Here is a 17,693-nt window from a genome sequence, read left to right on the forward strand (position 1 = left end):
CTCCTTTCAGGCCAGGAAGAACGAGGCCGCGACGGCCAGCAGGGCGAGCAGGAACGACCCGGCCAGCAGCTCGGGCACCCGGAACAGCCGCAGCTTGGCGACGAACACCTCACCGGCCGCGAGCAGCCCGCCCAGCAGACCCACCTTCACCACCAGCGCCAGCACGCCGATCAGCACCGCCAGCGGCGTGGCCTCGGCAGCGATTCCCCACGGTGCGAACAGGTTCGCCAACAACCCGAGGAACACCGACAGCCGCATGGCCGAGGCCAGTTCCACCAGCGCCAGATCAGGGCCCGCATACTCCAGCACCATCGCCTCGTGGACCATCGTCAGCTCAAGATGCGTCGACGGGTTGTCCACCGGGACACGGCCCGTCTCGGCCACGATCACGACGACCAGCGCCACCGCGGCCAGCAGGCTCACCGGCGAGATCACCCGCGCCGGGTCGTGCAGCGTCGACGAGACGATGGCGCTCAGGTTGGTCGACCCGACCCGCACCGACAACGCGAAGATCGCCACCAGCAGGGTCGGCTCGACCAGCGCGAGGATCGTCATCTCCCGGCTGGCGCCCATCCCGCCGAACGCCGTACCGGTGTCCAGACCGGCCAGGGCGAGCGCCACCGCGCCCAGCGCGAGCAACGCCACCACCGCGAACAGGTCCGCCACCGGATCCAGCGCGGACTCCGTCGCGACGAACGGCACCACCACCGCGACCACCAGCGTCGTGGCCACCAGCACCAGCGGCGCGAACCGGAACACCTCGCTCGTGCCCCGCGGTGCGACCCGCTCCTTGCGCAGCAGCTTGCGCAGATCGCGCCACGGCTGCCACACCCCCGCCCCCGCGCGTCCCTCCAGCCGGGCCCGCACCTGCCGCATCAGCCCGACGAGCAACGGCGACCCGGCCACGATCAGCACCGGCTGCACCACCCCGCCGACCAGCCCGAGGGCGCTCATCGCGTCACCGCCAGCAGGATCAGCACACAGCAGACCGCGTAGAAGCCGTAACCGAGGTAGCGGTGCACGCTGCCCGGCGCCAGCCTCCGCCCGGCCCGGCCCCACCCGGCGACCAGGCTCAGCACCGGTTCGTAGAGGCGCCGCTCGATCCGGTCGGGCACCTTCCGCCGGTACTCGACGGCCTGCACGAGATAGCGCGACTCCTGGTGGTGCGACACGTCCACGTCCAGCTCCGGTTGCACCACGTCGTCGAACACCCGCTGCAACGGCTCGGCGAACGACGTCGCGGTGTACTCCGTCCGCGCCGACATCGGTCCCCCACCGCAGTCCCACAACCGCGCCTCGCGACGCGCTCGCCGGGTCGCGGCCGCCCGGACGACCCCGGCCACCACGACCACGGCGCCCACCAGCCCGAGAGTCAGCAACAACGGCGACAACGCACCGGTGGCCTGCCCCAGCCGCAGCGTCACGTCGCCGGAGACCGCGGTCTCCCCGGCCGCGGCCTGGACCGCGGGCAGGACCGCGGCCGGCCACAACGCGACCACGACGCAGACCGCCGCCGCGATGCCCATGCCGGCGAGCATCGTGAACGGGCTTTCGTGCGCGCCGGCCGCGGCCTCGCTGCGCGGTTTGGCGAGGAACCCCACGCCGAAGGCCTTCACGAAGGTGGCCACCGCCAGCCCCGCGGTCAGCGCCACCGCCGCCACCGCGACCGGCATGGCGACCGCCGCCGCCACCCCGCCCGCGGGCAGGCCGTGGATCAACGCCTGCAGCAACAGCCACTCCGACACGAACGCCGTTCCCGGCGGCAACGCCGACGCCGCCAGTGCCCCCAGCCCGAACGCGGCCGTGGTCACGGGCATCACCGGCCGCAACCCGCCCAGCGCGTCGAGGTCGCGGCTGCCGGTGGCGTGCAGGATCGAGCCCGCCGCCAGGAACAGCACCGTCTTGAACGCCGCGTGCCCGGCCACGTGCAGCAGTGCCGCGGTCAACGCCAGCGCCGCCAGGGCGTGATCACCGGCGGAGGCGAACAGGCCGGCCGCGCCGACCCCGACGAACACCAGCCCCATGTTCTCGGTCGTCGACTGCCCCAGCAGCCGTTTCAGATCCGAGCTCATCGCGGCCTGCAGAATCCCGTACACCGCCGACACCGCGCCCAGCGCGAGCACCAGGAGCCACCACCAGGCCGCGCCGCCGCCGAGCAGATCGACGCCGACCCGCACCACCCCGTAGACACCGAGGTTGACCATCGCCGCCGACATCAACGCCGACACGTGACTCGGCGCCTCCGGATGAGCCCTCGGCAGCCACGCGTGCAACGGCACGATGCCCGCCTTGGACCCGAAACCCACCAGCGCCGCCACGAACACCACACCCGCCACCGCCGGTGACAGATGCCTGCCGGCCTCGCGCAACGCGGTGAACGAGTCGTCCGAGGCGTGCGCGACGAACACCATCAGTCCGATCAGGACCGACACGAACCCCAGGTGCGTCATGACCGCGTACCACCGGCCCGCCGAGGCCACCTCCGCGCCGCGCCGGTGCTCCGCGACCACCAGCACCAGCGACGCCAGCGCCATCAGCTCCCAGCACACCAGCAACGTGCCCACGTTCGCCGCCGAGGGCACCAGCACCATCGCCACCACGAACACCGGCAACGCGGCCTGCACGCCACCCCGTCCGTCCACATAGGACATCGCATAGGCGCCCACGGCCACCGCGACGCCGCCGGTCACCGCCACGAACAACCCGCCCAGCGGATCGAGCGTCAGCACCACGCCCGACAGCGGCAACATCCCGGGCAGCGCAACGGAGAACCCGCCACCGGCCGACGCCGCCACGCCCGCGACCACCGCGGCCGCACCCGTCAACGCCGTCCCCGCGCCGACCACGGCCGCCCGCACGCGAGCCACGGCCAGCAGTGCCGTCACCAGTCCGATGGCCACCACCGCCGCCATCCCCGTCGCAGCGAGGTTCATCGGCCGGTCAGCTTCCGCAGTCCTTCGACGATCGCCTCCGGCCGCGGCGGGCAGCCAGGGATCTCCACGTCGACCGGCACGACGTCGCGCACCGCACCGACCACCCCGTAGGCGCCCGCGAACACCCCGCAGTTGCGGGCGCAGTCCCCCACCGCCACCACCAGCTTCGGCGCGGGCACCGCGTCGAACGTCCGCCGCAACGGCTCGGCCATGTTCCGCGTCACGACCCCGGTCACCAGCAACGCGTCGGCGTGCCGCGGCGAAGCCACCAGCCGCGCGCCGTACCGCTCGCCGTCGTGGACCGGCCCGAACGCCGAGCCGATCTCGACCTCGCACCCGTTGCACGAGCCCGCGTCGACGTGCCGGATCTGCACCGATCCGCCCAGCACCGCCGCCCGTTCGGGCCGCTCTCCCACCGGCGGCGGTGGCGGAGGTTCGGCCACTCGCCCGGTCCGGCGGATCTTGCGCCACAGACTCAGCACGCTCGCTCCCGCGGTGGAGTCGGTCAGTTCGGAGAAGAAGGTGCGGTCATCCCGCCGTCGGGGGAGGGACACGGGATGACCGCGGCTCACGGCTGAACGTTGCGAGGGACTCCGCCTTGAGCCGGTACAGCGGCTTGCTCACCAGCGCACCCCTTCCCGCTCGCGTGTCGCTTGGTCGCACGCTTCAGCACTTGCTAACCTTAGCAAGTCTTGAAACAGTACAACCCGACAGGACCACACCGATGTCGGGAACACCCGCTCAGCTGCGCGTGAAGCTCGTCGCGTCGTGCGGCTTCATCGACGTGCCGCCCGAGACCGAGCCGAGGAAGGCGCCATCCCGTGACACTGCGCGGAACCAGACCCAACCCGCTCCAGTGGCTGTGGTACGCGGTGGGCGGGCGACTCCCCCAGCGCTGCAACCCGTGGGTCCTGCACGACGTCACCTGCCGCACCTGGGCGGTGCGGCACTTCGTCCGCGCCTTCGTCCAGATGTCGCCGATCCTGCTGCTGCTCCTGCTGCCAGGACCGCTGCTGATCAGGATCCTGTCGATCCTGCTCGGCGTGTTCGTCGGCTACTTCTACTCGATGACCTACATGTGGCACACCACCGAGCAACGCCTCGTGAAGCAGGGTTTCGAGAGGGGCCTCGGCGCCCGGACGCGCCGCGCGAAACACGCCGAGGCGGACGCCCGCGCCAAGGCCGCCTACGAACGGCTCTACCGCGGCAACTCCTGACCCCGGGAGCGGGTCAGGAGTTGCCGCGGCCGTTGATCGGGCCTACCGGTCAGCTGAAGAACAGGCGGGCGGGATCGGACCAGCCGGCGGCGATCATCTTGTTCTCCTGGTACGGGAACGCGTCCAGGCCCTTGACGTTGGTCCAGGACCAGACCGTGCCGTCCGTGCGCGCGGTGACGATCTCGGCCTTGCCGTCACCGGTGATGTCGGCGAACCAGGTGCGATCGGAGGTCCAGCCGGAACCGATCTCCTGCGAGGTGTCGTAGGTGCCGTAGCCGAGACCGTTGAGGTTGCGGTAGGCCGACACGGTCTGGCGTTCGTCGGCGTTCACCGTGATGAACTCCGCCTTGCCGTCGCCGTCGACGTCCGCGAACCGGACGGCCTCCGGAGCCGCCGTCGTGACCTTGACGATCACCGGGGTGGTCGAGAACGCCGTGGACTGGCCGCGGTCGTTGAGCCCGAAGAGGTTGCGGTAGACGCGGACCCTGCCGTCGGTGTCGAGGGAGATGCGGTCCGCGCGACCGTCACCGTCGATGTCGGCGAACTTGATCCGCTTGGTCTCGCCGGGCGCCGAGCCGATCACGATCGGGTCGATGAACGGGAAGCCGTTCATGCCGTTGACGTTCCGGTACGCCTTGATCGTGCCGTCCGCGGCCACGTTGATGATCTCGGACTTGCCGTCGCCGTCGATGTCCGCGAACCACGTGCGGTCCGGCGTCCAGCCCGTGCCGATCTGCTGTCCCTTGAACGGGTAGGCGCCGTTCTCGTTGAGGAACGCCCGGACGGTGCCGTCGGCCGCCACCGAGATGATCTCGTCCTTGGCGTCACCCGAGATCGACGAACCGGTGCGGGGCGTCGCCGGGAGGGCGGCCGGAGCCACGACGCCCTGGAACGTCCTGAGCTCGTCGACGTTGCCGTTGAAGAACTCCCCCGCGCTGCTGCGGCCCACCGACAACACGCCCGTGGAGTTCCAGCCGGCCACACCCGTCACCGTGCTCTTCAGGGTGTCCGGGCTGTCCTGGTAGCCCACGGTCAGCTTCAACGTGCGTGCGTCGGCGTCGTACACCGCCACCAGGTGCGTCCACTTGTTCGCCACCGCGTCCGCCTTGGCACGCCACCACGTCGACGGGTTCGACGACGCGTTCGGCATCTCCGCCGACCACTGCGCACCGTCGTACCTCAGCGCGAACGGGTCCACAGTGGACGGACCGCGCTGCACCACGACGGCTCTGGCCGTGCCGGTGTCGTTGAGCTTCGCCCACACGTCGACCGAGAACGACTGCGCGGTGTTCAGCACGGACTCGTTCGTGCTCGCCGAGCCGCTGGTGCCGTTGAGCGCCAGACCACCGGCACCCGCCACACCCTGACCCCACGACGCGCCACCGGCCAGGTTCAGCTTGAAGTCACGGGCGTACGGCGAGGAGTCGAACGCGATGGAACCGCTGTTCTCGTTGAACTTCCACTCGCCCACGTTCTGGGGAGCGGCCGTGGTGACGGACTCCGGCTGGGTGATCGTGCGGTTCCAGGCGCGCACCTCGGCCAGGTCGCCGTGCCACGGCTCGGCGGCCGCAGAGTTGCTCAGCGCCTTGCCGATCCACAACTGGCCGGTGGCGCTGAAACCGTTGTCCACCACAGCGATCGTGCGCTGCAACGCGCCGTCCACGTACAACCGCACCTCACGGTCAAGGCTGTCGTACGTGCCGGTCAGATGCGTCCACACGTCCTTGACCGCGGCCGCGTCGGACACCGCGGCCTTCCGCACGGCGTTCGCGGCATCGCTCTCCGCCAGCGAGAAGTTCCACTTGTGCGACGCGGAGTCGTAGCCGAGCTTGAACGCCGAAGCCGCCGAACCCTGCTGGCTCACGACCGTGCGGCTCGCGGTGTCATCGGTGAGCCGAACCCACGCCGACACCGAGAAACCCTTGCTCGTGTCGACGACCTTGGCCGTCGTCGCACCGTTCGCGACCGAGCCGGTGAAACCGACCGACGTCTGGCCACCCGCGGTGCGACCTGCCCTGGCCGGATCGAGGCCGGTCACGGTGAGGTCGTGGCCGTTGCCGGTGGCGTCCAGCGCGGGATCGTCACCGTTGAACCAGGACGCCTCGTTGACCTTGGCGCCCGCCACGGTGAACTGGAACGACTTGCGGGTGAAGTTGCCCGCCTTGTCGTAGGCCTCCACGAACAACGTCTTCGGGCCCGACGACGGCGGCGTCCAGCGGACCGGAGTGCCGACCGGGACCTCCACCGAGGGCGGATCGGTGAAGCCCCACTTGAACTTCACGACATCGGTCGACGTGCTGGCGAAGGTGAACGTGTCCGCGATGCCGAGCGAACCACAGCCCTCCGCAGCGCAACCCGTTGTCCGGTAAACGGAAGAGCTGAAGGTCGGCGCGTCCGGCGGGGTGACGTCGACGGCGAACTCGCACCAGCCGGACGGCGCACCCCAGCGCATCCAGTCACCGGCCGTCACGCGGTACTGGTAGTTGCCGGTGGCGATGCCGCGGCTCGCGATCGCCCACGGGCTGCCGGTCCTCGCCGCGGTACCCAGCACGCCGGGGTAGAGGTGGTAGTAGTCCGCCGCCCACGGCACCTTGGCGACGATGTCCGGCGCGCCGTCGGCGTTGAAGTCCGCGATGGTCCGCGCCTCGGCGCCCGCCCAGCCGGTGTCGATCTGGTAGCGAACGGGGTTGCCGCTGTAGGCCGCCCTCGCACCGCTGCCGAGGTACAGGTACAGGACGCCGCCGTTCTCGGTGATGACATCCGGCTTGCCGTCGCCGCTCTGGTCGACGACACCGAGGTAGGTGTACCCGCTCCAGCCCCCGCCCAGGGACACCCGCTGCGCGCTGAACGGCACCCGCGCACCCTCACCGGGGTACAGGTAGAGCACGTTCTCGACGTCCCTGGTGATCAGGTCCATCTTGCCGTCGCGGTCGTAGTCGGCCAGGCCCGCGAAGGTGTAGCCGTTCCAGTTCGGGCCGAGCTGGACCCTCGCCTGCGTCGACGGGGCGCGCTTGCCCTCGCCGGGGTAGAGCCACAGCAGGCCGGTGTTGTCGTCGCGGGCGATGATGTCCTTGTTGCCGTCGTTGTCCCAGTCGGCGACACCCGCGATGGTGAACCCGTTCCAGCCGCTGCCGATCTGCACGCGGTCGCCGACCCTCCGCCCGGAAGGCGTCTCCACGGTCGGCATCAGGTACAGGTAGCCGTCGGAGTCGCGGACCAGCACGTCGGGACGACCGTCGTTGTCGTAGTCACCGGTGCCGACCAGGGTGTCCGACGCCTCGATGACACCCGAGCGGAAGCCCTCCGACAGGGCGATCGTGTGTTCGGCGGTGGTGCTGTTGCCCCACGGGTAGTGGTCCGCGCTCGACGTGGGGCCGAAGGAGCCGTCGGGACGCATCCGGCGCCACTCGAACCGGGAGTTCATCGGCTCGCCGGGGTCGGGATCGCTCACCCTGGCGCGGATCGTCGGCGTCGCGGTCGGCACCAGCGGACGGGCGGCACCGGTCGCGCAGGCCTTGCCGTCGACGGAGAGCTGGTCCGGCACGTTCGGGGTCGAGTTGTAGTCGATGGCGAGCACCGCGGAACCCGCGTTGAAGCGCTTCCAGGAACTGACGGTGCCTTCGTCGACGTACAGCACCATGGTGAGGTGGTCCCAGCTGTTGTCCGCCGCGGACTTGATGGCGTCGGTGAAGGGGAACTCGACGTCACCCGGCCCCGCGCAGTTGTGGACCGCGCCGACCTTGCGGTTGGCCCCGACCGTCGAGCCCCACTTGGCGTCCCACAACCATGCGGGCTGGTTGTTCCAGGTGGTGCCGTTGGCGATCCCGTCGCTGGCCCGCAACGTCGCGTTGGAGTTCGGATTGCAGGTGAACGACCACCTCTGCTCGATCCGGAACGACGCGCCGGTGACGTTCTTGCCCTTGACGCCGGAGGTGTCCATCCGGAAGTACGAGCGGACGTTGTACTGCGCGCTCAGGCACGAACCGGTGGACGACACGTCGTCGCAGATGCGACCGGTCCCCGCTCCGCCCTTGTCACCCGCGTCGGACAGGTAGTCCTGGCCCTGGTTGTTGCGGCCCTGCCAGAAAGCGCTGTTCTCATGGCCGCTCTTGTTGGACACCAGCGTCCACGCGTTGTCGTACAGGCGGCCCGACCACGACGGGTCGATCATCACCGGGTACTGGGCGTCGTTGAGCAGCCCGGCGTCCGGGGTGACCGTCAGCTCGCCGTTGGCGGCGGTCACCGGCATGGTCGCCCGGCGCTTCTTCTTGCCCTCCACTGTGGACTTCGACAGCACACCGACGTGCGCCACGTTCTCCTGACCGGAGTCCCACATCACCGGTGCGGGCGAGGCGAAGACGACCTTGCCGGCCGAGTCCTTCGCCTCCAGACCACCATCGGCCGCGTGCGCGGTGATGCCCTTGGTCCCGAACCCGAAGGTGACCCTGGAGAGCTTGGGGTTGCGCGCCGCCTCGCGGTTCTTCACGACCAGCACCTGCGCGAACCCCTGCGCCGACGCGGTGAGCTTCAGGTCGACGCCCGGCAGCACCTCCGGGTAGGTGGCATCCGCGCCGGACAGCACCGGTTTGGGCAACGGCCCGAACGGCCAGGTGATCGCGAGCTCGCGGTCACCGTCACGCAGCTTCGCCGCGGGTCCGGTGCCACCGGCGGAGAACTCGACCGGCAGCACGGCCGCGGCCGGCGTGACCGTCTGGCCGTTGACCCGCAAGGTCGTGTCCACCCGGGACCACGAGCCGCCCGGCTGACGGGCGAAGCGCGGCTCGGCCGACTGCTCCTCCGTGTAGCCACCCTGGGGCTTGGCGAACGTCTGCCTGTTCTCCGAGCGCAGGGAGATGATCTCCACGCGCTGGTCGCAGCGCTTCGCCATCTCGATGGCGGCCTGCGGAGTCTCTTGTGCGTCAACGCACTCAGGAGCGGCCACCACGGCCGGAACGGGCAGCACCGGCAGCACCATCACAGCCGTGACCAGCAACGTGCGCAGACCGAATCTGCGCGCTCTTGAAGCGCGACTCATGTTGATGCCCCCCAGGCGTCCGCGCGTGTCTCCCGACAACCCGCGTCAGTTCAAGCTCGCCGGAAGCATGCATGCCCGACGAGCGAATGGCAAGAGCTTCCGGCACCCGGACCACAGCACCCCAGGACACGAACAAGAGCCGGAGCGGCCGCGGGTGAGTCCGGTGTGGACAGTGACGTCCACACCGGCGGGTTCACTCGTGCCAGTTGTTGGCCACGATCGGTGACACCGAAGCCAGGTTCCTGACCTTGTCCGGCGCGAAGGCGTACGCGTTGAAGACGGCGGGACTGGTGATCCACCGGTACCCGCCCAGGTGGCCGTCCCAGACGTAGATGGCGTCACCGGGCCCCTTGGCGAGGTGGCCGTCGCTCAGCGTCCCCCAGCCGGTGTAGCAGTCGGCGAAGAGGTTGTCGTAGATCACGACACCGCTCTCGGTCCGGAACAGGCTCAGGTAGACGTCCGGGCTCGGGATCCAGTACAGGCGCCCGTCCGGGTCGACGACGTAGATGGCAGGCGACGACGAGGTCTTGACGCGCTGGCCCGGTACCGGACAGGCGCCGGTGGCCGCCGCCGTCCTCACCAGGGCCGCGCTCCCGGCCGTGGTGCCCGAGACAGCGCTGCCGGCGCCCGCGAGCAGCGCCACGACGACGAACGCGAGCGAGAGTGCTTTCCCCATGTTCGATTCCCCCCAGGTCAAGTGCTCGGAGAATGTACGTGGCGCTGCGCACTCCCGTCCAGGAGATGTGCTTCACGGCCGGACCGGCAGGAACCTCAGACCGCGGAATCGTGGACCGGATCGATGGGAGTGATGACGCCGACGCGGTCCTCGACGGCCTGGGCGGCGTCCAGGATCCAGCTCTCCCGGAAACGACCACCGATGATCTGAACCGAGCCGGGCAGCCCGCCGGCGACCCCGGTCGGCACGGTCGCCGCCGGCAGCCCCAGGCACGGCACGAACGTCATGGGCCACTGCGCCCAGATGAGCTCGCTCGCCCGCTCCAGCGAGGCGAAGTCGGCGCCGTGCTCCGGTGCGCGGACCGCCGAGAACGGTGTCAGGAGCAGGGGAACATCGGTGAAGTGGTTCTCCATCAGGGACAGGAGCTCGTTGCGCCGGGTGTGGCCGCGCAGGAACGTCTCCAGGGTCGCGTCCGGCCCCCAGGCCGCGTCCTCGACGGCGAAGTTGTACTCCATGGCCTGGCGCAGTTCCGCGCCGCCGACGGCCAGCATCTCGGGTGCGCCGATGCGCAGTTCCTCGAAGAGCAGGAGAAGCCAGAGCCGGTGCGCTTCAACGATTTCCGGGAGGTCCACCTCGACCGTCCGGTAGCCCGCGTCCTCCAGCCGGGTTGCCGCCTCGTCGACCGCGCGCAGGTTCTCCTGGCAGGTGTCGACGCCGGGCACGGCGCGCACCACGCCGATCTTGGTGCCTGGAGGCAGCGCCGGTTCGTCCCGGTAGCCGACCGGCAGCGAGGCCGGGTCACGCGGGTCGTGAGTGGACATTGCGCGGAGGGCGAGGCGCAGGTCCTCGACGTGCCGTGCGATGGGGCCTTCCACCGCCATGACGGTCTCCGCGATCGACGGGGCATGGCTCACGAGCGACGGCGCGGACCACTTCGGCACAAGACCCGCGGTGGGACGGATTCCGGTGACACCGCAGACCGCCGCGGGGTAGCGGATCGAACCACCGATGTCGTTCGCGTGCGCGATCGGCACGATGCCGGCCGCCACGGCCGCCGCGGCGCCGCCGCTGGAGCCTCCCGGGGTGCGCTCCGCGGTCCACGGGTTCAGCGTGCGGCCGAACAGCTCGTTCTCCGAGAACCAGCGCAGCCCCCACGCCGGCAGATTGCTGCGCCCGACGAACACCGCTCCGGCCGAACGCATCGCGGCGACGACGGAGGCGTCCTCCTCGGCCACGTTCCGGGCGGCCTCGACGACCCCGCACGTGGTGGCGTGGCCGGCCTGGTCGGTGTTGTCCTTGATCGAGACGGGGACGCCGTGGAGCAGCGCGCCGCGGTCGGACCGCGGGCGGGCGTCGAGCTCGCGGGCCGTGGCCAGCGCCTCCTCCGGTGACGTGCTGACCAGTGCGTTGATCGAGCCGTTCACGGCGTCGCAGCGATCGAGGTGCGCTGTCACCACTTCGGTCGCGCTGATCTCGCCGTGGCGGATCGCGTCGCGAAGTGACGTCGCCGACCAGCGCCAGAGGTCGGTCGGCTTCTCGGTCTGGCTGCTCATGACCGGGCATCTCCTTCTTCGTGGGGAACTGCTTCGTCACGAGCCAACAGCGCGATCGTCTGCGGCCGGACTCGTCGCAGCACGAGGCCGCCGAGGAGGCCGAGGACGAGCACCGCGGGGACCACCGCCACGAGTGCGTCGTTGGTCTCCTTCGGCGCACCGGTGAGCACGTCGAGATGCTGGACCACGACGTAGACGACGGAAGCCATCAGGACGGCGGCGATCACCGAACTCCCGACGAGGAACGTTCGTCGCGCGATCGACCGGCGACGGAGGAAGAACGCCACCGCGGCAGCGGCCGCGAAGCCCTGCAACACGATGATGCCGATGACGCCGGGGGTGTTCACCTTGATCAGCAGGTCCTGGAACGGATCGAGGCCCGCCAGCGCGAAGACGACCACGACGGTCAGGGCGAGCACGCTCTGCACCGCACCGGCGAACGCCGGGCTGCCGGATCGGTTGGTGCGCGCGAACATCCGCGGAAGCGCACCGCTTTCCGCCATGCCGAAGACGTAGCGGTTGATGGCGTTGTGGAACGCGAGCTGGGCCGCGTACACGCTCGTGACGATGAGGACGTACATCGCGTGCTCCGCCCACGCGCCCACGTACTGGTGGATGGTGACGAAGAACAGCGCCGCACCCTGCTTCCCGGCGGCGGACTGGACGTCGGACCGACCGAGCGCCTGCACCACGGTCCAGGCGATGAAGCAGTAGAAGATGGCCATGAACGCGACCGCCGCGTAGGTCGCCCGCGGGATCGTGCGTGCGGGATCGCGTGCCTCCGCACGGTACAACGCCGTCGACTCGAAACCCATGAACGCCGCGAAGCAGATGCCGAGGACCGCCAGCACGCCGCCCTGGAAGACGTTGCCCGGCTCGAACGACGCGAGGCCGAGGCCTTGGGCGCCACCGCGGACGACGATGGCGATGGCCATGACCGCCATGGATCCCGGACTCCAGGGTGATCAGTGCGACGAGCACCTTCGCGCCGACGTCGATTCCCAGTGCTCCCAGCACGAACACGGCGACGACCGCGATCGCCGAGACCACCCACCACGGAACGCTCACGCCGAAGATGTTGTCGAGCGCCGCACCGGCCTGGGTCCCCAGCAGGCCGTAGGTGCCGATCTGCAGCAGGTTGTAGGACACGATCGCGAGCACGGCGGCGGCGAACCCGGCCACTCCCCCGAAGGCATGTCCGATGTAGACGAAGAAGCCGCCGGTCCGCTTGATGTGCGCCGCCATCGCGGTGAAACCGATCGCGAAGACGATCAGGACGACGCCGGCCAGCAGGTACGCGCCCGGCACGCCGACGCCGCCGATGGCCAGCGCGATCGGGGCGACACCGGCCATGACCGTCAGCGGCGCGGCCGCCGAGACGACCGTCGCCGTCACGCCGACCGTGCCGATCGAGTTCGCCCGCAGGGTCGCGGACGGCGGTGGTGTGGAGCTCGGCGACGTGGAGGTGGAGGGGTGTGCGGACATGGCGACCTCGATCCGGTGCCCGAATGTGGTTCGCCCAGCATCATTGTGGACTGAGTCACAGTCAAGAGGTTTGTACGAAAACTGGCACGCGCACCTCGAATACTCCAGTCAGAACAGACCTTGCCTCGCGAACGAGCCTCATGCATGATTCGTACGAACGTACGAGATTGCGGAGCCGAGGGGTGCCCATGGAACGAGGTGACCGACCGGTGGCAGTCGTCACCGGCGCGGGCAGCGCGGACGGGATCGGCTTCGCCTGTGCTCGCCGGCTGGCGGTGGACCACGCGGTGGTGATCGCGTCGACCACGGACCGCATCCACGAGCGCGTTCACCAGCTGGGCGGCGAGAAGTCGGGCGTCGTGGGCTTCGTCGGCGACCTGACCGTCTCCGCGACCGCCGACGCGCTGATGGCCCTCGCGCTCGACGCTTTCGGCAGGATCGACGTCCTGGTGAACAACGCCGGTCTGGCAGCGGTCTCGGGCACCGAGGAACCGGCGGCCGTCATGTCCACTTCGGACGACGACTGGCGTGCGGCCATCTCGCGCAACCTGGACACGACCTTCTACGTGACGCGGGCGGCCGTTCCCCTTCTCACGGACCAGTTGGGACGGATCGTGAACGTGTCGTCCGTGTCGGGTCCTCTGATGGCGTACGCGAACGACGCCGCCTACCACGCGGCGAAGTCAGCCGTGATCGGACTGACGCGGTCCGTCGCCGTCGACGTCGCGTCACGAGGCATCACGTGCAACGCGGTGGCCCCAGGTTGGATCGCGACGGCCTCGTCGACGCCTCACGAGCTCTCGATGGGCGCGGCCACACCGATGGGCCGCCCCGGCGACCCGGACGAGGTCGCCGCGGTCGTCCGGTTCCTCGCCTCGCCCGCGGCGTCCTACCTGACGGGCCAGATGATCGTGGTCGACGGAGCCAACTCGATCGCGGAGGAGCGCGGTTCGCGGAGTGCGGCCGCCATGGTGAAGAGTTCGTCACCATGACTCGTACCGAGGATCTCCCCGACGACGTGATGGGCATGCCCCCGAGCCGCAAGGGAGCGAGGCGCAAGACCGAGATCATCGACGCGGCGCTCCGCATCATCGGCAGGGAGGGCATTCTCGGGGTGTCCATGCGAGCCGTGGCGGTCGAGGGATCGGTACCGCTGGGCACCGTCACGTACTACTTCACCAACAAGGAAGAGCTGATCGAAGCGGCCTTCCTGCGCCACACGCAGCGGGAGACCGCCCGGATCGTCAGCGCGATCGCGCGGCTGGGCACGCTCACCCGCGCCGATCTCGCCCGCGGGCTCGCCGACTTCGTCATCCAGGGCCTGTCGGAGTACCGCGAACAACTGAGAACGGAGTACCAGTTCCTCAACGCGTCGGTACGGCACGAGAACCTTCAGCGGGCCTCAGCCGCCTGGCTGCAGAGTCTGGCGGCGCACCTCGAGGAACGGCTCACCGCGTTCTCCTCCTCGAACCCGAAGACCGACGCGAAGCTGATCCTCTCCGTCATCTCGGGTCTGGAGATCGACAACCTGAGCGCCCCGCTGACACCGGCGGACGAACGCGCGATCCGAGCCGTGCTGGAAAGGCTCTTCCACGGCCTCGGCGAACTCTGGGACCAGGAACGGGAGTGATGGTGGAGAGCGTTTTGCGGGCCGGTCGGCCGCGGTTGTCGCCCGGCGGAGCCGCCGCCCTGCTCGGTGAGCTGTTCGGGGTCGCCGCGGACGACGCGCGGGACCTCGGCAGCGAACGGGACCAGGCGTTCCTCGTGCTCTCCGGCGAGAACCCCGTGGCGGTGCTCAAGGTCTCGAACCCGGCCGAGGACCCCGAAGTCCTCGACATGGAGGCCGCCGCGGCGCTGCACGTGCACCGCGTCGACCCCGGCCTGCGGGTGGCCCTGCCGTGGACGGTTCCGGGCCGTCCCGACACTTACCGCGCCAAGTGGAACGACGGCGAGTGCTGGGTGCGCGCCTACGACGTCCTTCCCGGAGCCGGACGGGTCAGCGCGACGGCGCTCGACGACCGCGCGTTGCGCGCCTGGGGCAGCACGTCGGCCCGGCTCGGCCGGGCTCTGCGGGGGTTCACCCACCCCAAGGCCCATCGCACGATGCTCTGGGACGTCCAGCACACCGCCCGCGCGCGTGACCTGCTCGCGCACATCCCGGACGACGTCCAGCGGGCCGCGGTGGAACGGGTCGTCGACCGGTTCGAGGAGGTCGTGGCCCCGGCGTGGCCGCGGTTGCGCGCGCAGGTCGTGCACGGCGACTTCACCGTGGACAACGCGCTGACCGCGGCCGACGGCACGGTCACCGGGATCGTGGACTTCGGCGACATGAGCCACGCGACGCTGCTCACCGATCTCGCGCCGCTGCTGGAGTCACTGGTGGGCGGGCGGACCGGCGAGGAGATGTTCCGCGCGGCCCGGCTCGTGCTCGACGGGTACCAGCAGGTCACGCCGCTCGAACCCGAGGAGGTCGACCTGCTCGGTGAGGTGTGGGCGGCCAGGTCGGCGCTGACCATCGCGATCAGCGAGTGGCGGGTCGCGCAGGGGCTGGAGGACCCGGTCTTCGCGCGGCGCTACAACGCCTCCGCCGCGGCGACGATCGCGAGTCTCGAGGCGGTCGGCTGGGACGGCGCCCGCCGCCGGCTCGGAGGCAGCCGGGCCGAGGCGCCCACCGCCGGGCTGGCGCGGCGGCGTGACGCCGTCTTCGGTCCGGCCGCCGAACCGCTGTCCTACGACGAACCGCTGCACGTCGCGTCGGCGGAGGGTGTGTGGATCACCGACGTGGCCGGCCGGCGGTACCTGGACGGCTACAACAACGTGCCGTGCGTGGGGCACGCCCATCCACGCGTCACGACCGCGATCTCCCGGCAGGCGCGCCGGATCAACACCCACACCCGCTACCTCTCCGAGCCCGCCGTCGAGCTGGCCGAACGGCTGGTCGCGTCGTGCCCGCCCGGCCTGGACACCGTGCTGTTCGTGAACTCCGGATCGGAGGCCAACGACCTCGCCTGGCGGCTCGCGCGCGCCGCGACCGGTCACGACGGCGCGCTGTGCACCGACTTCGCCTACCACGGTCTCACCGAGGCCGTCGCCGCCGTCTCCCCCGAGGAGTGGCTCGACGGACGCGGCCCCGACCACGTGCAGACCTGGACTCCGCCCGACCCCTACCGCGGCACGGCGCTCGGCGAGGAGTCCTTCGCGGCGGCGCTGGAACGGCTGAGAGCACGAGGTCACGAGCCCGCGGCGGTCTACCTGGACGCAATTCTCACCAGCGAGGGCGTCGTCGACCTCGATCCGGCGTACGTCCGCGCGCTGCACCGCCGGACGAAGGCGGCCGGCGCGCTGTGGGTCGCCGACGAGGTGCAGTCCGGCCACGGGCGCACCGGGGAGGCGCTGTGGGCGTTCTCCCGCTTCGGGATCGAGCCGGACTTCGTGACCCTCGGCAAGCCGATGGGCAACGGGCACCCGGTCGCCGCCGTGATCACCCGCAGCGACCTCGTGCGGGCCGTCGTCGGCCGGACCCTCCTCTTCAGCACCTTCGGCGGCAACCCGGTCTCCGCCGCCGCGGCACTGGCGGTGCTCGACGTCATCGACGACGAACGCGTGCTCGACCGGGTCCGCCACACCGGCGAGACGCTGCGCGCCGCCCTGCGCGAACTGGCGGACCGCCACCCGTCGATCGGCGACGTCCGCGGCGTCGGGCTGGCGGTCGGTGTCGAGATCGTTCATCCCGGCAGCACTCAGCCCGACCGCGCGACCGCGGTCGCCGTCCGGAACGACATGCGCGGCCGTGGCGTGCTCGTCGGCACGACCGCGCGGGCCGGCAACGTCCTCAAGATCCGGCCGCCGCTCGCCTTCACCGACCGGGAGGTGCCGTTGCTCGCCGACGCGCTCGACACCGCTCTCACCGACCGGACCCACCGCCGGCGCGATCGTCGTTGCTAGCCAGGTAATTGGCCGGGCGCCCACCGTTCATGTCGTAGACCGTGATCTCGCCGCACAGCTTCGACAGGAGGTGGTTCACCGCGTCCGAGGCGCTCATCCCCTGTTCGGCCATCAACTGGGCGAGGCGGCCGGTCACGGTCGCGGCAGCGAACGACGTGCCCTCCCACACGGCCCAGCCGGCCTGGTAAGGGCCTGTCACCTCCTCGCCCCTGGCGTACAGGCTGAGCCAGCTCCCGTAGCTGCTGAACTCGGCCACCCTGCCGTCCGCGGTGGCTGCTCCCACGGAGATCACTCCGGGAAGCGCGGCCGGGTAGTTCCTGAGGGTCGAGGCGTTGTTGGCCGCCGCCGCGACAACGACGATTCCTTGTGACTGTGCGGTTTCGACCGCTTCCTGCAGCGCGACGGGTGCCGCGTGTTCCCACGTCGCGCCCCCGAAGGACAGGTTGATCAGGTCGACCTGCCCGACGAGCTCCATGATCGCTTCGGCGACCTGCTCGTCCTCGCGCTTGCCGTCGGCGTCGCTCACCACGCCCTTCATCCGCACCACGGCGCCAGGAGCGTTCAGCAGCACGACTCCCGCGACGAACGAACCGTGCCCGCGCAGGTGCTCGTCGAGTTGGCTCGGCTCCGGATCCCCGGAGACGCTGCGCTTCAGGAAGGGGTGCCGCGGCTGCGCGATACCGGTGTCGACCACGCCTACGCGCACGGGGCTCGCGGCGGCGCTGGGCGTGGTGCGGTTGTCCGATGGCGACAGGTCGATGATCGCGGGGAGGCCGGCTGCGTACGGGTCGCGACCGCCATAGAGGCCGTAGTCGACCATGATCTCACTTCCTTCTTACGGATGAGCAT

General features: G+C 70.4%; 13 protein-coding genes. 5 read left to right on the plus strand and 8 right to left on the minus strand.

Features of this window, described 5'->3' with window-relative positions; genetic code table 11:
• Positions 1 to 6 precede the first annotated feature (6 nt).
• Genes ACWEIJ_RS20570 through ACWEIJ_RS20580 form a run of 3 tightly spaced genes read right to left on the minus strand, consistent with a single transcriptional unit; the run spans position 7 to position 3,415 of the window.
• Positions 7 to 954, minus strand: a complete 948-nt coding sequence (locus tag ACWEIJ_RS20570; RefSeq protein WP_449838780.1) for a respiratory chain complex I subunit 1 family protein — start codon at positions 952 to 954, stop codon at positions 7 to 9.
• Positions 951 to 2,933 (minus strand): proton-conducting transporter transmembrane domain-containing protein, encoded by a 1,983-nt coding sequence (locus ACWEIJ_RS20575; protein ID WP_449838781.1) that lies wholly within the window; start codon positions 2,931 to 2,933, stop codon positions 951 to 953. The genes ACWEIJ_RS20570 and ACWEIJ_RS20575 overlap by 4 nt, the downstream gene beginning before the upstream one ends.
• Positions 2,930 to 3,415 (minus strand): NADH-quinone oxidoreductase subunit B family protein, encoded by a 486-nt coding sequence (locus ACWEIJ_RS20580; RefSeq protein WP_449838782.1) that lies wholly within the window; start codon positions 3,413 to 3,415, stop codon positions 2,930 to 2,932. Before ACWEIJ_RS20580 ends, ACWEIJ_RS20575 begins: the two co-directional genes overlap by 4 nt.
• 339 nt (positions 3,416 to 3,754) lie before the next feature.
• Here ACWEIJ_RS20580 and ACWEIJ_RS20585 point away from each other — a divergent pair, with 339 nt between their 5' ends.
• Positions 3,755 to 4,150, plus strand: a complete 396-nt coding sequence (locus tag ACWEIJ_RS20585) for a DUF5313 family protein (RefSeq protein WP_449838783.1) — start codon at positions 3,755 to 3,757, stop codon at positions 4,148 to 4,150.
• Positions 4,151 to 4,199: 49 nt separating this feature from the next.
• On the opposite strand, the gene ACWEIJ_RS20590 is transcribed toward ACWEIJ_RS20585, so the two are convergent.
• The 4 genes from ACWEIJ_RS20590 to ACWEIJ_RS20605 form a co-directional block, all read right to left on the minus strand.
• Entirely contained in the window at positions 4,200 to 9,185 is a 4,986-nt protein-coding gene (locus ACWEIJ_RS20590) for an FG-GAP-like repeat-containing protein (RefSeq protein WP_449838784.1), read from the minus strand.
• Positions 9,186 to 9,378: 193 nt separating this feature from the next.
• Positions 9,379 to 9,861, minus strand: coding sequence for a hypothetical protein (locus ACWEIJ_RS20595; RefSeq protein WP_449838785.1), 483 nt, complete (start codon positions 9,859 to 9,861; stop codon positions 9,379 to 9,381).
• A gap of 95 nt (positions 9,862 to 9,956) precedes the next feature.
• Positions 9,957 to 11,414 (minus strand): amidase, encoded by a 1,458-nt coding sequence (locus ACWEIJ_RS20600; RefSeq protein WP_449838786.1) that lies wholly within the window; start codon positions 11,412 to 11,414, stop codon positions 9,957 to 9,959.
• On the minus strand, positions 11,411 to 12,349 hold the full coding sequence (locus ACWEIJ_RS20605; RefSeq protein ID WP_449838787.1) for an APC family permease: 939 nt from the start codon (positions 12,347 to 12,349) through the stop codon (positions 11,411 to 11,413). The genes ACWEIJ_RS20600 and ACWEIJ_RS20605 overlap by 4 nt, the downstream gene beginning before the upstream one ends.
• On the opposite strand from ACWEIJ_RS20605, the gene ACWEIJ_RS20610 reads away from it, so the two are divergent.
• The 4 genes from ACWEIJ_RS20610 (at position 12,348) to ACWEIJ_RS20625 (ending at position 16,844) form a co-directional block, all read left to right on the plus strand.
• The gene (locus ACWEIJ_RS20610) at positions 12,348 to 12,953 is read left to right on the plus strand and encodes a hypothetical protein (RefSeq protein ID WP_449838788.1); all 606 of its coding nucleotides are present in this window, start codon (positions 12,348 to 12,350) and stop codon (positions 12,951 to 12,953) included. The genes ACWEIJ_RS20605 and ACWEIJ_RS20610 overlap by 2 nt on opposite strands.
• Positions 12,954 to 13,108: 155 nt before the next feature.
• Positions 13,109 to 13,891 (plus strand): SDR family NAD(P)-dependent oxidoreductase, encoded by a 783-nt coding sequence (locus ACWEIJ_RS20615; protein ID WP_449838789.1) that lies wholly within the window; start codon positions 13,109 to 13,111, stop codon positions 13,889 to 13,891.
• Complete coding sequence (locus ACWEIJ_RS20620) at positions 13,888 to 14,529, plus strand: TetR/AcrR family transcriptional regulator (RefSeq protein ID WP_449838790.1); 642 nt, start codon at positions 13,888 to 13,890, stop codon at positions 14,527 to 14,529. The genes ACWEIJ_RS20615 and ACWEIJ_RS20620 overlap by 4 nt, the downstream gene beginning before the upstream one ends.
• Positions 14,529 to 16,844 (plus strand): aminotransferase class III-fold pyridoxal phosphate-dependent enzyme, encoded by a 2,316-nt coding sequence (locus ACWEIJ_RS20625; protein WP_449838791.1) that lies wholly within the window; start codon positions 14,529 to 14,531, stop codon positions 16,842 to 16,844. The genes ACWEIJ_RS20620 and ACWEIJ_RS20625 overlap by 1 nt, the downstream gene beginning before the upstream one ends.
• Here ACWEIJ_RS20625 and ACWEIJ_RS20630 read toward each other — a convergent pair.
• On the minus strand, positions 16,804 to 17,664 hold the full coding sequence (locus tag ACWEIJ_RS20630) for a S8 family peptidase (RefSeq protein WP_449838792.1): 861 nt from the start codon (positions 17,662 to 17,664) through the stop codon (positions 16,804 to 16,806). The genes ACWEIJ_RS20625 and ACWEIJ_RS20630 overlap by 41 nt on opposite strands.
• Positions 17,665 to 17,693 lie beyond the last annotated feature (29 nt).

The organism is Lentzea sp. NPDC004789 (assembly GCF_053601075.1).